Raw genomic sequence first — 14,052 nt, 5'->3', positions numbered from 1 at the left:
GATCAGACGGCGGTGCAGCTCACCGCCGGGACCGGGTTGCTGCCGGTCCACGAGCCGAGGAAGCCGAACGACGTGCTGGCGGACGCGGCGAGACTGCCGTTGTAGCCCACGTTCTCCGCCGTGACGTTCGCGCCGCTGCTGGTCACGGTGGCGCTCCAGGCGTTGCTGACAACCTGACCATTGGCGTACGCCCAGGTCACCGTCCACCCGGAGATCGCCGCGCTACCGGCGGTCACCTTGACCTCGCCCTGGAATCCGCCCGGCCACTGACCGGTGACCGTGTACGCCGCCGAGCAGCCCTTGCTGCCGGTCGACGGTGACGACGACGGCGACGCGGACGAGGGCCCGGCCGACGAGGGCGCCGGACCGGACGGCGACGACGTTCCGGTGCCGAAGATCGTCGCCTGCTTCGACGTGGCGGTGATGCCGTTCGCGCCGTCGAAGAGCCGGTGGTACCAGGTGGTCTTCTGGTTGACGTCGAAGTTGAGGACCAGGTCGAGGATCGGGTCGGTGTTGCCCGACCAGGACCAGCCGATGTACCCGATGTCCCGTTTCACGGCCTCGGCCAGCACGGTCTGGTCGTCGACCTGGCTGGAGTCGTACTGCCAGCCGAACTCGCCGATGATCAGCGGCCACCCCTTGGCCTTGAAGGCATCGAGGTACGACGTGATCGTGGCCGCCTGCGCGTACACCGAGTACATGTGGATCGACAGCACGGTGTTCTTCTGCGTGTCCGCGTCGAGCACCGCCTGCCCGTTGTCGCGCATCACGTTCTGCCAGTCCTGACCCCAGTTCGGGGCGTCGATGACGAGCAGGTGCTGGAAGCCGTTGTCCCGCATCTTCTTGACCGCGGCGACGGTCGCGGCCGTCCACTGGCTGGGGTTGGTGTTGCCGATCGGCTCGTTGCCGATGTTGATGGCGACGTAGTCCTCCTGGCCCTGCAGGACGCTCTTCAGGCTGATCCAGTAGTTGGCCGCCTGGTCCAGCGTGTACGCCGCGCTGTCCTCGCCGTACCCGGTGGTGTCGTGGTCCTCGAGGATGCAGATCAGCTTGTTGGCCTTGCAGAGGGAGATGACGCCGGCGACGTCGGAGGCGCTGTTGGCCGTCCACCGGCCGCCGCTGAGCACGACCCGGACGGTGTTCGCGCCGGTCGCCTTGATGTTGGCGAACGAGCTGGTCTGACTGGTGTACCAGGTGTGCGCGTGGTTGACGCCGCGCATGACGAACTTCGCGCCGTTGGCCTCATAGATGTCGGTGCCGACGACGTGCAGCCCGGTGGCCGCGTACGCCGGGCTGCCGAGCGCGAGCACCGCGCCGGTCGCGGCGAGCAGGGCGGCACAGAGCGCGACGAGGACTCTTCGCATGGTCTGCCTCCCCTTCCTGGGGATTGATGGGGGTCAGTCGGGAGCGCTCCCACCAGAGTCCAGATGTTTCTTCATTTGGTCAAGATAGTCACGCCGGGTTTCGAAACTTCCGCCCGGACGGTCACCTGGGAGGATCGGCAGTCATGTGGATCCCCTCCGACACCGAGGTCCGGCAGCTGCACGAGCGGTCCGCGCCGACCGCCGAGGCCTTCGACACGGTCTGGACGCACTGCGTGATCGTCTGCCGCATCGCCGAGCAGCTCCTCGACCGGCTCGCCCTCGACGCGAACCGGGACCTGGTCCGCGCCGGCTGCCTGCTGCACGACATCGGGGTCTACCGCCTCTACGGCCACGACGGTTCTCCGGACCTCGCGAACTACATCCGGCACGGGCTGCTCGGCCACGAACTGCTGCAGGCCGAGGGCTACCCGGACTACCTGTGCCGGTTCTGCTCCTGCCACACCGGCGTCGGCGTGACCCGCGCCGACATCCTCGACCAGAGCCTGCCGCTGCCGCCCGGCGACTATGTGCCCGGGACCGGCGAGGAGCAGCTCGTCATGTACGCCGACAAGTTCCACAGCAAGAAGACCCCGCCGGTCTTCGTCTCCGCCGCGACCTACACGACGAGCGTCGCCCGCTTCGGCCCGGACAAAGCCGCTCGCTTCACCGAGCTGGTCGCGACCTACGGCGAGCCGGACCTGTCCACGCTGGTCAGCGAGTACGGCCAGCAGCTGATCTGAGCCCTGTTGCGCGGCCGGAGAGCGACGCGGATCAGTCACCGCCAGGCATGTCGGCGAGAACCGGAGCGAGGCAGATCAGTGCGGTCGAGGTCGCCGACCGGTTGGCGGTGGCGCCGTCGACCGCGTTCCAGATCCTGCACTGCCTGTCCGGGTACGGGCTGGTCCGCCGGATCGACGGTGACCTGATCCGGTGGGAGGTGGTCCGGTGACCGCCCCGACCAGCACTGAGTTCACCGGCAAGTGCGTCGTCTGCCCCGCCCCGGTCATCTGGCTGGGCGGCGTGTCGTGGCGGCACCTCGGCCGCGCCGGTGGTTCCCGCACCCCGCCGGCCCCGACCAGCAGACCCGCGAGCAGGCCGAAGCGCCGGCCGGCACGGCACACTGACCACACCCGCAAAGGAGCACCATGGTTGACAACGACCTCACCCGCATGGCCTTCCTGGCCGTTGACGCTGACCTCAGCAAGATGCTTCACGACAGGCCTGAAGTCACCGGCCGCGTATCCAGCGGCCCCGAGAGCCGGTTCGTGCACGCCCAGATTCGAAGCATGGTGACCGCCCTGCAGGACCCCGGACACCTCTACCACATCGCCGTCGAGCTCGGCGGAGTGTTTGATCTGAGCGCCGGCGCCGACGGATACCGCGATCACATTCGTTCCCGCGTCGGCGCAAAGAAGAACGCCTGATGGCCGACGTCAAGCTCACCCCGGCCCGGGCCGAGGTGCTCCGCGGTGTCGCAGCGGGCCAAGTCGTCCGGTGGGGCAGCATGGACACCTCCGCTCCCGACGTTGACCGGTGGACGTGGAGTCCTGGCGCAGCCCGCAAAGTGAACCGCGAGATGGCGGCCCTGCACGATGCCGGACTGGTCAGGTATGAGCGTGAGGCCGGAAGGCTGCACGCGTTGTGGCAGCTCACCGAGGCCGGCGAGAAGTGGCTGGCCGAGAACGAGGAGAACGCCTGATGACCTACGTGGTCCGAGCTGATCTACCGAGGCGAGATCGCGTCCGTCGGGGAGTTCTTGGACCTGAGGTCAATTGAGCCGTCTCGAACGGTTCCCGCGAGACGTTGATGTTCGAAGCCACCCCCGCCGTGCTTGCCTGCCGCGGCGGGGGTGGCTCTCCGGTTATCCGTTGACCTTGTCGCGCCAGGCGAGGGCCTCGCGGAGTTCGCCCAGGTCCGGGTCGGGGCCGCCGACACCGACGGTGAACAGGCGGGCGCCCAGCTCGTGCATGCGGTCGCGGCTGTCCGGCTTGCCGGCGACCGAGACCTCGATCTCGGACGGGTCGCGGCCGATCCCCTCGCAGTGACCGCGCAGAACGCCGAGCTTGTGCTCCAGGGTCTCGGCGTCGGCGAAGCTGTGCCAGATGGTGGCGTGCTTGGCGACCAGGCGCAGGGTCTTCTTCTCTCCGCCGCCACCGATCAGAACCGGGATCTTGCGGGTCGGCGGCGGGTTCAGCTTGCCCCAGCGGGACTCGATCCGCGGCAGCGCGCTGGCCAGGTCGTCGAGGCGGCCGCCTGCGGTGCCGAACTCGTAGCCGTACTCGGTGTAGTCGCGTTCGAACCAGCCGGAGCCGATCCCGAGGATCAGGCGGCCGTCCGAGATGTGGTCGACGGTGCGGGCCATGTCGGCGAGCAGCTCCGGATTGCGGTAGCTGTTGCAGGAGACCAGAGCGCCGATCTCCACGCGCGACGTGGACTCCGCCCAGGCGGCCAGCATCGTCCAGCACTCGAAGTGCAGGCCGTCCGGCTCGCCGTACAGCGGGAAGAAGTGATCCCAGTTGAACAGGACATCCACTCCGAGGTCCTCGGCCTCGGAGGCGGTGCGACGGATGGTGGCGTAGTCCATGTGCTGCGGCTGGAGTTGCAGTCCGATGCGAACGGGCCTGTCGGTCATGAGACGACCTTACGGCGAACGACGGCCACGGGCGCGGCGACCGGGGCAAGCCGGGCCGATCGCGTGATCACCGCCCGTCGGTCCAGTCGGTGGAGGCGCTCAGCTTGTCGTTTAACCTCGCGGCCCCACCCCGACGGCGCTGCGGATAAGGTCGCTGCGTCATGAAGAGTGACTACGGTGCGTGCCGCCGAGCGCACCGGCGCGGCCAGCGATGGAACCCAACGCGCGTTATCTGCGGCAGTTGAGTGCTCGCGGCGGAGCCGAAGGCTTCAAATGTTCGCGTTGTAGCGGTAGCGGACTTCAGCCAAGGGGAAACCACGTGATTCGTCGATCTTCGACGATCCGTCAGCACGCCAACCGCCGGCTTCGTAGAACCGCCGAGCGCGTCCGTTGGTTTCGAGCGCCCATAGCACTATCTCGCGGTAGCCGGCCTCCTGGAGCCGTTGCAGACCGGCCTTCATGAGAAGTCGGCCGGCACCGTGTCCCCAGTATTCCGGTAACACGTAGATGGCTTTTATCTCACCGACCAGCCGTGGATCCGTGTCCGGGTCTCGGCTCGGGCAAACATTGACGAATCCGACCACGCCGTCAGCTTCGTGTTCCAGTACAAGGGTGCCCGCGGGTGGGTTGTCCGACCCGAGCCATCGTAGCCATCCGTCCCGGCGTTGAGATGGATCGAGGTGATCCAGGTAGTCCTGGGGAACTTCCCCGCGATACGTCTCCTGCCAGGTGCGAACATGTACGACGGCGAGCGCCTGAGCATCATCCATCGTCGCCGATCTAATGATCATGCTGGGCATCCTGCCACGAACCTCCGTCAGGCTGGGCCGCCTGCATCCCGATACGTACCTACAGCCGCAACGTGCCAGCTGACAGACTTGACGCGCGCACCCTCGGAGCGGCAGGAAAGTGCGTCAGGCCTGCGACATCAGCAAACTTGGCTCATTCGCCTGCCGTTCGGTCGCGGCGTCATTCTTGGTAATACTGCACGACGCAGAACTCGTTGCTTTCCGGGTCGGCCATTACCAGCACCGCGCCTTCCGGGTAGTCGTGCCGTTCGCCGGTCCACCGACCGCCCAGCAGCCCGATCCGGTCCACCACTTCATCGGCGTCAGCGACAGCTATGTCCAAATGCAGGCGCACCTTACCGACCTTAGGCTCGGACACCGGCTGGAACGTCAGCACCGGCCCGGCTTCGGTGACGGTAACTCGCCGCCAGCCGGGCAAAGGCTCCGTCACTCGACCGCCGAGCACGGCAGACCAGAAGTTAGCCAGCTTCTGTGGGTCGTGGCAGTCGATCGTGACGCCGGCAAGCCGGCCCAATGTCCCCGTCATGTTCCCAACGTAGCCATGACACACCAAACAAAACCCTCATCGGGGCAATACTCACATCGGCAGATCTGTGTACTCGGCGGGCCCGTCCCCGAGCCGACTTCGGCGGAGTTGTCCGAACCGATCCGGCGCCGGTGGCGCGGCTGACAATGGTGACCATGGTGGAAGCCGGTGATTGGGCCGTTGAACTCCCGCGACCGCTGCTCCTCCATCCCGGCGAACATGTCCGGATCGTCGGTTCATCGCTATTCGTCCGGCAGCCGGACGGCGAGGTGGCGCGACACGAGGGGGACGGCCCTTGGCTTTGCCGTTGAATCCCGCATCCAGGCTTGATCAACGTCCGGATATGCAGCCGGGCGGCACGGACGAATGGCGGACAAGCAGCTCATCTCTCATGCGCATTCCGGACGCTGAGCTGATCGGTACGATGCGCCGGTGCAGCGGATCGATCGTTGTCACGCGTCAGGCCGCGTCGTTCGTCTCGTCCGATGCAGGCTGTGGTCGTGTATGCCCTGTCTCGACCGCGGCGGCGACTCGGTCCCCGAGTGTGAAGCGCGGGTGCTCGGTAAGGTCTCGAGCGTGGACGTTGTCGTGGTCGGTGCCGGGATCGCCGGGCTGTCGTGTGCGCGCGCATTGGCGGACGCTGGGGTCAGGGTGCGTGTCGTCGAACGCGGCCGGGTCGTCGGCGGCCGGTTGGCCAGCAAGCGCTACGACGGCCGGTATGCCGACATCGGGGCCGCGTACCTCGTCGCCGACGACCCGGACTTCGCCGCACAGGTCGCCGGTTGGCAGGCCGCCGGACTCGCCCGGCCGTGGACCGAGTCCTTCCGGGTTTACCCGGGCGGCCGGGATGCCACCGGCCCGGTCCGCTGGGCGGCTCCCGGCGGCCTGCGATCGCTGGCCGCCGACCTCGCCGCCGGGCTCGACGTACGTCTGTCAACCCCGCTCGACGCAGTACCGGCGGACGCCGACGCGGTGGTGCTCGCCATGCCCGGCCCGCAGGCTCTGCGGCTGGCCCCGCCGCCGGGGATCGCGACGGCCGGGGCCGCGCAGACCTGGCATCCGGTGATCGTGGCCGTCCTGCGTTACCCGTTGCGCGAGTGGGACGATCTGCGGGGCGCCTTCGTCAACGACCATCCCGTGCTGGCTACCGTCTGCGACGACGGCGACCGGCGCGGCGACGGCGCCCCGGTCCTGGTCGCCCACTCGACCGCAGAGCTGGCCGCCCGGCACCTGAATTCCCCCGAGGCGGCCGGGCCGATCCTCGCCGGGGCCGTCGGCGAGTTGCTCGGTCTCTCGGCAAAGCCGGAGGTGAGCGTGCACCGCTGGACGTTTGCCCAGCCCGAGCCCGGCGAGGCCCCGTATGCCGTGGACGGCCGGGTCTGGCTCTGCGGTGACGCGTTCGGCCGCCCACGGGTCCAAACCGCCTGGCTATCCGGCCGCTCCGTGGCACAAGCCCTACTCGGCTAACCCGGGCTCGCGGCTGCCTCGACGCCGTACCTGCCGGCGCCCGACCGGGCGAACCCGAAACTACCGGGGCCAGGGGCCCCATTGCGTGGGTGGACAGCCCCCGGCCCCTCAACGCAGCGTACTGGCCCACCACAGCAACGGCCTCGGCCTGGCCTGACGATCCGCGGACTCCAGCGCAGCACGCAAGCCACCTCTACCGACCGCACTGAACTCTCCCGCAATTGAGAAGTGGTCGGCCGGCATCCGAACGTTCGACAGAACACGCGGAGAGCACTCCGGAAGCGAGGGGAGGTCACGGGAGCAAAAGCAGTAAAGAGGTCACGCTGTACGGCGCTGTTGAGCTGCACAGACGTGCTCTTCGGCGCTGTTGAGCGCTTCATGGAGCACTCCTGTGTGAACGTAGTTCGCCCAAGTCGCTGACCAGCCAAAACGCAAATTAAGCCTGGTCTGACGACGCTACCCGACGTCACTGAACGCTGTTCGACGCCGTCCGCCGCTATCTGTGACCACCCCGCCAGCTCCCTGCCGATCACCCGGTTTGGGGAGCAGCGCCGCACGACCCCGCCAGAAACGCCAAATTCATCGCCCCGGTGCTCCCTGCAGCCCACATATGCCAGTGAGCAGCACAAACACACTCGCCTGGAGTAATTCCGCTGCTCCCCCAACCGCAGCAACTCGGCCATATCCGAAGGCTGGCCAAACCGGAGAGGGCTGCTCCCCGCAGAACCTCGGCAAAACACCCGCCGGGGAGCAAGCCCGGGAGCACACAACCGCCTGACGACAGCCCGAACAGGGCGTCCTTACTACCGCGTCGCTCCCTCATCATTAGGACAGCCAAGAGACTCGTAGTAACAGAAAGTAGTCGGATGGATTGCTAGGGTGAAGCCGACAGGTTCATCGAGTGGAGCGCTCACCTCGGCCGCAGTATCGCTCCGTTCGGAGATCTCGGTGCCAGGACGTGTTCCTGGAGTTGGCTGGGCATTGATGAACGGCAGGAGATCTACCTCGTCTCCGATTGGCTGGGGACATTTGGACGAATGCCCCGGGCGATGGACGGCCTGGTTCTCGGGTACATGCCGCGAGAACTCGACTGATTGTGTGCGCCTTCATCACTGCGCGTTAGAACGCCCTCATCTGCCGCGGACCGCTCGCTATGCAGCGTCACGCCTATGGACGCTGACCGGTTCTTCGGTGGTCTCGGGCGAGGCCGTCTTCGCGGCTGTCCTGCCGTTGTGGACGCGCGCGGCTGGGTGGATCTCGATTGGGAGGCCGGTGGGGTCTTGTGGTCCGACTTCGCCGACAAGTTCGGATTCCGTGCCGGTACCAGCTCGAAGGACTGGCCGGCGATTGCTGAGCCGGCACCGTCGGTCGTGTGGGACCTGTCACCTATCTTCGCTGGCGCCTACCCTGGCGGCTTCCTTGCTGGCGCTTCCGCCGTAGCTGGTCTGGTTCTCGGGACGCTGCAGGACTGCACCGACTGGTACGAGACCGTGGTGTTTCACGACTGGGTGCATCCATCAGGTCTGTTCCGACCGCACGCCGTGGACGAGCCGCAGGAGGTCTCGGGCTGGGATACCGGTGGACTGTTTCCGAACGGGGACTACACCATCTTCGTCGGACGCGATCACGCATTCGGGATCCTCGGGCACCCGTGGGAGCAGAGCCTGTGCGTATTCGGTGACCCCGCCGTCGATGCCTTTGCGGCACGCAATCACGGCGTTCTCGAGAAGATCCTTCGTCAACGTGACCGGTAATAGGGTTGCGGCAAGATCGGCCGACGGCTGGGCTCCGAGTTTCAGGATCACGCAAAGGAGATCAGAAGAACGCCGCGCTCATCTGCCGCGATGCGCGCGCCAGTCGCGCTCTACTGATAGCTCAGCGTGAGCGACGGATCGTAATCCGGAAAAGTGTCGGTCATCGCTCGCGCGGCAACCTCCGGTCGGCGCAGCAGATTCGTGGCGATCTGCGAGGGCGACTTCCTCGTCCCGGACCAGCTCTTGCGCCGCCACGACCTTCTCCTGCACGGTAGTTGACACCGCGGCGAGCAGAACACCGCCGACAACGACCGATCCAGACCCGCCACCCACTCGACGCCGCACTGCGGACACGCCACCCGGTGCTTCTGCCTCGCCGCAGCGATCCGGGCACGGCTGCGCCGGACCGTACGCCAATGCCGAGCTCGGCACGCCGGCGAGCAGAACACCATCGGCATCCGGGCCGCCGCCGGCAGCCGGTCACCGCAGACCGGTCACCGCCGCGATGGCTTCTGACCCCGACTCCCAGCGGCGCCGGTCGGCTGCGGAACCGGCGACAACCAGCCCCGAGCGCCACGCTTCGCACCGCTCATCCCGCGAGCGTAAAACCGGCTCTAAGTCGATCTTGGAGTAGCGAGACAGGCACTCAGCTCCTCCTGCGGCTCGGCCTGGGCTAGCCGCTCGCACAGAACGGCGCTTTCCGGCACCTCCCGTTCTGCACCCTTAAACGGTGGAAACCCCCCAGAAGGACCCGAGGCTTGGACGGCACCCGCAGCATCTGGATTGGCGTGGACAGACTGCCGGCTTCCTGCTCGGCGTAGTCGCCCTGGGCGTAACCATCAACCTGCTCTCCGACCACGGCCTACCTGTGCTCACCACGTTCACCGGCCTCGGCGCCGTGTTCGGTACTGCGAACTGGCTGCACCGCTTCCCCGGTTCGGCGCTGCAACGCACCGCCCGGACCTTGCTGTGGGCTCTCGCCGCCGGCTGTACGGTCACCGCCGCGACGCTGCAGGGACGCTGGTCCGTCGCTTTCACCGTCGCCGCTGTCACTCTGCTGGCCGTCACGGTCCTGCTCGCCGCCGACCTGTACACCGCCGGTCTGCTTCTGAGTGGCGCGACGGTCGTCGGACTCGGTGCCGTGTTCGCGGTGTGGGGCGTGGTGAAGCTGGGCGACGGTGACCTGCTGCCCGGTGTACAGGGCGTCGCCAGCGGCGTCGCCTTCGCGGTATGGGGCATCGCGAACCTCTGTGAGAACACCATTCTGTCGGGAATCGCGCAGGTAGGGATCGCGGCGGCGAGTGCCGTCGCCGGTGTAACCAAGCTGATCGACGGCGACGCATTGTCGGGAGTGGGGACCCTCGGTCTTGGTGTCGCGGTCGCCTTATGGGGCGCGGCGAAGTTGCTCAACAAAGACGTGTTATCTGGAATGGGGTTTCTCGCGGCCGGCGCCGGGCTCGTCGTCTGGGGCATGGCCGAGCTGAAAATCGGCGAGGTGCTGTCGGGGGTTGCGAGAATCGGGTTCGGCACCGGATTCGCATTGCTGGGATTGGCCGAGCTGCGAAACAGAAGCGAGCTGATCTCGTTGGCTGCGCTTGGATGCGGCCTTGTTGCGTGGGGCGTGCTGGAGTTGCGCAGGGGTGACCCCCTGTCTGGAGCGGCGGGGATCGGGGGCGGCGCTGCCTGTGCCGTGCTGTGGATTGCAGGGTTTCGGAACAGTTTCGTGCTGATAGGGGCGGCATTTCTCGTCTTCGGTGCCGCGGCCGCCATGTTCGGAATGGGTAGTTTACGTGGCGGTGAGGTGCTACTCGGAACGGCGAGTGTGGGGTCTGGCGTGGCCATCACTCTTGTAGCAGTGGCGATCCTCCGTGACGGCACCGCCCTGCAGCGATTGAAGGGCTGGTGGGTGAAGTTCACAGCTGACCAGCGACTTGCGTCGCACACGTCCGAGCCTGACATTGCTCCCGCCGTGTCGGCGACGGGCCACCCTGACAGTCCTGTCGAACCGGCTGATCCGCAGGGATCCGCTGAGTGAGCCGCGCGCTATGAGGCTGCAGCCGTAACCGGACGTCCGGTCCTCTTCAGCGCCCTCGGGTGGGCCGCTCAGGTGCTTGGCCCGGCCGCGGGTTCCTGGAATGTGCCGAGGCGTCCATCGTGGGTGTTAGTCGGCCGCGACACGGTCCTGCGACGGGTGACAGCGTCGCTCGCATCCAGGACGAACAGTGTGGTCGGGGGAGTGGTGTGATTGTCGCTTCGTTCCCACTCGGCGATGAAAAGGAGGACCCGCACGTGGGGTGCCCTCAGCTCGGTGAAGGCGCTGACGAGGAACCTCCGGTACAGCAGGTTGATCGACGCGGTCGGCGTTCGGCCGTCAGTCGCATATCAGGTCGTCGAGCAGCGCCATTCCGCGATCCATGATGGGGCCTGCCTCGACCAGGTCGGTGGTCAGGTAGAAGACCGCCGGGCGGTGGCCGTCGGGGGCGACCGCTTCCATTTTCACTGGTGGCGTGGCGCCTCGGGTCTGCTTCCGGCCGGTCAGAGCTCGTCGCATCGGGTGCGGGCATCCTGGATCCGCGGTCCGATGGATTCGATGGCCATCACCGTCGCGTACTGGTAGGCGGTTTTCGAGGCCTGCGCCAGGTTCTCGTAGTGGGAGTCCTCCTCACCGGCCGCGGTGGCCAGCGAAACAGCGGCACCGAACCGGCTGGTGGTTGCGACGTCTGACAAGGTCTCCTGCGTCCAGGTGGTCGGGAGCCGGTCCAGGAGCGCGCACGCGGCTTCGGCGTCAGCGTCGGCCGCGGAATCGCCGCCGCCCAGCGCGGAACCGGCCGCCCACAAGACACCGACCATCAGAGCGCCGAGGAGGACGCCGCTGATGCCGGTCAGGACGAGCGGCAGCAAGCCGGTGCGATGATGGCGGGGCCCTCCGGCGAGGGTGTGTCCCTGGTGGCCGGTCCAGCCGGGTTGCGGTCCCCAGCCGGGCGTGGCGGGTGCCGGAGAGAACGCGGGCTGATTCTGGCCGGGCATGACCGGTGGGTAGTCGGCGTTGCCCGGGAACGCGGATGGACCCTGCGGCGTGGCGGAGCTTGCGGAGAAGGTGTGGGGCGCGACCGATGGCGGCACTTGATCGGCGCTGGTCATGGGATTTGCCGCGTTCGGTGCGCCGGTCGACGGCGGCTCGGAGAATGCGGTGCCGGGCCGGGGAGAGACGGCGTGGACGGAATCGGCCGAGGGCGAGATGTGGCCGGGGCCGGTGGGGGACGACTGGTGCGCCGGGGTGGTGGGTGTGGGCGTGCCGGGATGAGTGGTCTCGGACTCTTGCGGCGGCTGGGGCGTCGTCATACCGATGCAGTCTTCCATGCGCGTGGCCGGTCGTGAATGGACCGTGATCGAGGGTGGAGGCGATCAGGTCCGTTCGCGCGCGAAGTACGTCCGGGCTCAGCTCGCCGCCGTCAGCACTTTGGTCGCGGTCACACTCTCCAGGGTCGGCCGCGGGCCGGCAGCGTGGTGCCGCCGGCTCCGCGGTTGCTGTCGGGACCTTGATTCTCGGCAGTCCCGTTGGGCGCAGGCTTACTGCGGCGGGCTGTAGAGCTGCAGGTCGTTGCCTTCGCTGTCCTTGAACGCGGCGATGCGCCCCCACGAGTGGTCGCTGATCCCGCCGGCGAAGGTGACTCCGGCTTCGGTGAGGCGCCGCACTTCCTCGTCCAGATCCGAGTCCGGGGTGAACGTGATGACGGCTCCGCCGCCGGAGTGCGCGGAGGCATGCTCCCGGGCGTTCAGCCCGATGGTCAGGGTGCCGGCGTCGATCTCACTCCAGTCGTCGCCGCGGTCTTTGATCGTCAGACCGAGAGTTTTGTCGTAGAACGTGAGCGCACGCGACATGTCGTCGACGGGTACCCAGACCGTTGCCACTGATTTTGCCATTTCCGAAGACCTTTCTCCTGGACAAATGGGCGCCCGCGGGAAGCGTGGCGGGGCCGGACCTCGGCGGCGACAGGGTCAGCACGGTCAACCGCGTCACCGCCGCATTGCGTCAGCAGCGAGGTACCCCGGAGACGGCGTCTCAACCGGCTGCGTCGGTTCCTGCGTCGTTCGAAGGGCGACGCGGCGGGAGCTGCGCTCGGCGAGCCGGTTCAGCGTTCGCGGCGTGCCGGTGTGACCATTCACGCCGACCCCGCGGATTCGCCCGGCTTCTTACGGGTACGAGCCGACCGGCACCCGTCACACCCCCGAAGGAGCACCGCATGCCCAAGCCGTTGACCGAGCAGGTGGTGGTGGTCGTCGGTGCCTCCTCCGGGATCGGCCGCGCCACGGCACTCGCACTCGCCGCCCGTGGCGCCCGGGTGGTCTGCGCGGCACGTGGCACCGAAGCCCTCGGCACCGTCGTCGAGCAGATCGAGCAGGCCGGCGGGCAGGCGCTGGCGGTGGCCACCGATGTGGCGGACCCGTCGGCGGTGCAGGCTCTCGCCGATGCCGCCGAGCGCTGGTACGGCCGTATCGACACATGGGTGAATCTGGCCTCGATCGGTGTCTGGGGGCGGGTGGAGGACATCACTGACGCAGAGTTCGAACGGGTCTTGAGGGTCAACTTCCTGGGTTCGGTGTACGGGGTGCGTGCCGCTCTGCCGGCTCTGCGCCGGGCGGGCGGGGGCGGGATCATCGCGGTCTCCTCGGCGGAGGGAGTGCGCTCCGTGCCGTTGCAGGCGCCGTACACGGCGAGCAAGTTCGCGGTTCGCGCCTTGCAGGACGCGTTGCGCATGGAGCTGGCGCAGGAAGACGCCCGGATCTCGGTGACCACCGTACTGCCGGCGTCTGTCGACACCCCGTTCTTCGAGCACGCCCGGAGCCGGCTGGGCGGCCGGATGCCGAAGCCGCCTCCGCCGGTGTACGCGCCGGAGGTAGTGGCCGACACGATCGTGTTCGCTGCCGAGCACCCGCGGCGGGAGATACCGGTCGGCGCAGCCGCCGCGGCGTTCATGCTCAGCCAGCGGCTACTGCCGGCGTTGACCGACGCGGTGTTCTCCTTGCGCCGGGTCGGCGCCGGATCGCAGCGGGCGAACCGGCCGGACAACGGCGTCGACAACCTGGACGCCCCACTCGGCGGTCCGGGCCGGGTGCACGGCGCTCACCCGGGGCGGGTACTGCGACACAGCTTGTTCACCTGGCTCGTCGGCCGCCGCCGACGCCCCGGCGAACTGCTCACGGCCGCCGTCAGCAGAGTCGGACGGCAACGCCCGGCGAAGGAGCGCCATCCGGACCACAGCCTGCCGTCCGGTTGATCCCGGCCCACTCGCTGATCTTTGGCCACCGGACCTACGCCGAGGTGCCGGTCGGCGACGGGGCACGCGACAGCTTCGGGAGTATCCAAGATTTGCGAGCACCCTCGCTGACCTGAGGCAGGGGCACGTAGCGGCCGCAACGTGGCGCGGATCTCGCCGGTGGGACACGGGCTGTTCCAGGACCGCGAGATGCCACCCGGACGTGATGCGGCATCCGGCCC

At 67.8% G+C, this 14,052-nt stretch carries 15 protein-coding genes; 8 read left to right on the top strand and 7 right to left on the bottom strand.

Going from position 1 to position 14,052, the window contains the following annotated elements; translation table 11 throughout:
- Positions 1 to 2: 2 nt before the first annotated feature.
- Complete coding sequence (locus ACH442_RS36050) at positions 3 to 1,364, bottom strand: cellulase family glycosylhydrolase (RefSeq protein WP_396342562.1); 1,362 nt, start codon at positions 1,362 to 1,364, stop codon at positions 3 to 5.
- A gap of 143 nt (positions 1,365 to 1,507) precedes the next feature.
- Between ACH442_RS36050 and ACH442_RS36045 the strand changes: the two genes are divergently transcribed.
- The 4 genes from ACH442_RS36045 to ACH442_RS36030 all read left to right on the top strand — a co-directional run bounded on the left by ACH442_RS36045 (position 1,508) and on the right by ACH442_RS36030 (position 3,063).
- Entirely contained in the window at positions 1,508 to 2,104 is a 597-nt protein-coding gene (locus tag ACH442_RS36045; RefSeq protein ID WP_396342560.1) for an HD domain-containing protein, read from the top strand.
- A 47-nt stretch (positions 2,105 to 2,151) separates the two neighbouring features.
- Positions 2,152 to 2,313: a helix-turn-helix domain-containing protein gene (locus tag ACH442_RS36040; protein WP_396342559.1), complete on the top strand. Its 162-nt coding sequence runs from the start codon at positions 2,152 to 2,154 to the stop codon at positions 2,311 to 2,313.
- Positions 2,314 to 2,509: 196 nt separating this feature from the next.
- Positions 2,510 to 2,788 carry a hypothetical protein gene (locus ACH442_RS36035; protein WP_396342558.1) on the top strand — a complete coding sequence of 93 codons (279 nt, stop codon included), beginning with the start codon at positions 2,510 to 2,512 and terminating at the stop codon, positions 2,786 to 2,788.
- Positions 2,788 to 3,063, top strand: a complete 276-nt coding sequence (locus ACH442_RS36030; protein WP_396342557.1) for a hypothetical protein — start codon at positions 2,788 to 2,790, stop codon at positions 3,061 to 3,063. Before ACH442_RS36035 ends, ACH442_RS36030 begins: the two co-directional genes overlap by 1 nt.
- 162 nt (positions 3,064 to 3,225) lie before the next feature.
- On the opposite strand, the gene ACH442_RS36025 is transcribed toward ACH442_RS36030, so the two are convergent.
- From ACH442_RS36025 to ACH442_RS36015, 3 genes are all read right to left on the bottom strand, one after another.
- The gene (locus ACH442_RS36025) at positions 3,226 to 3,996 is read right to left on the bottom strand and encodes an LLM class F420-dependent oxidoreductase (RefSeq protein WP_396342556.1); all 771 of its coding nucleotides are present in this window, start codon (positions 3,994 to 3,996) and stop codon (positions 3,226 to 3,228) included.
- A 269-nt stretch (positions 3,997 to 4,265) separates the two neighbouring features.
- Positions 4,266 to 4,787 (bottom strand): GNAT family N-acetyltransferase, encoded by a 522-nt coding sequence (locus ACH442_RS36020; protein WP_396342555.1) that lies wholly within the window; start codon positions 4,785 to 4,787, stop codon positions 4,266 to 4,268.
- Positions 4,788 to 4,965: 178 nt separating this feature from the next.
- Complete coding sequence (locus tag ACH442_RS36015; protein ID WP_396342554.1) at positions 4,966 to 5,331, bottom strand: VOC family protein; 366 nt, start codon at positions 5,329 to 5,331, stop codon at positions 4,966 to 4,968.
- Positions 5,332 to 5,907: 576 nt separating this feature from the next.
- Between ACH442_RS36015 and ACH442_RS36010 the strand changes: the two genes are divergently transcribed.
- From ACH442_RS36010 to ACH442_RS36000, 3 genes are all read left to right on the top strand, one after another.
- Entirely contained in the window at positions 5,908 to 6,798 is an 891-nt protein-coding gene (locus tag ACH442_RS36010; RefSeq protein WP_396342553.1) for an NAD(P)/FAD-dependent oxidoreductase, read from the top strand.
- A 1,169-nt stretch (positions 6,799 to 7,967) separates the two neighbouring features.
- On the top strand, positions 7,968 to 8,552 hold the full coding sequence (locus tag ACH442_RS36005; protein ID WP_396342552.1) for a DUF2716 domain-containing protein: 585 nt from the start codon (positions 7,968 to 7,970) through the stop codon (positions 8,550 to 8,552).
- A 730-nt stretch (positions 8,553 to 9,282) separates the two neighbouring features.
- Positions 9,283 to 10,587 (top strand): hypothetical protein, encoded by a 1,305-nt coding sequence (locus ACH442_RS36000; protein ID WP_396342551.1) that lies wholly within the window; start codon positions 9,283 to 9,285, stop codon positions 10,585 to 10,587.
- 336 nt (positions 10,588 to 10,923) lie between these two features.
- Here ACH442_RS36000 and ACH442_RS35995 read toward each other — a convergent pair whose 3' ends face one another.
- From ACH442_RS35995 to ACH442_RS35985, 3 genes are all read right to left on the bottom strand, one after another.
- A complete protein-coding gene (locus tag ACH442_RS35995) occupies positions 10,924 to 11,103 on the bottom strand; it encodes a hypothetical protein (RefSeq protein WP_396342550.1) in 180 nt (59 codons plus the stop codon).
- Positions 11,088 to 11,693, bottom strand: a complete 606-nt coding sequence (locus ACH442_RS35990) for a hypothetical protein (protein WP_396342549.1) — start codon at positions 11,691 to 11,693, stop codon at positions 11,088 to 11,090. The genes ACH442_RS35995 and ACH442_RS35990 overlap by 16 nt, the downstream gene beginning before the upstream one ends.
- A 429-nt stretch (positions 11,694 to 12,122) precedes the next feature.
- Positions 12,123 to 12,476 (bottom strand): VOC family protein, encoded by a 354-nt coding sequence (locus tag ACH442_RS35985; RefSeq protein WP_396342548.1) that lies wholly within the window; start codon positions 12,474 to 12,476, stop codon positions 12,123 to 12,125.
- 320 nt (positions 12,477 to 12,796) lie between these two features.
- Here ACH442_RS35985 and ACH442_RS35980 point away from each other — a divergent pair, with 320 nt between their 5' ends.
- Positions 12,797 to 13,831 (top strand): SDR family oxidoreductase, encoded by a 1,035-nt coding sequence (locus tag ACH442_RS35980; protein ID WP_396342547.1) that lies wholly within the window; start codon positions 12,797 to 12,799, stop codon positions 13,829 to 13,831.
- The last annotated feature ends 221 nt before the right edge of the window (positions 13,832 to 14,052 follow it).

The sequence above is a fragment of the Actinoplanes sp. NPDC020271 genome, assembly GCF_044388125.1.
Lineage (GTDB): Bacteria > Actinomycetota > Actinomycetes > Mycobacteriales > Micromonosporaceae > Actinoplanes.
This window is presented reverse-complemented; position numbering and strand designations above follow the sequence as displayed.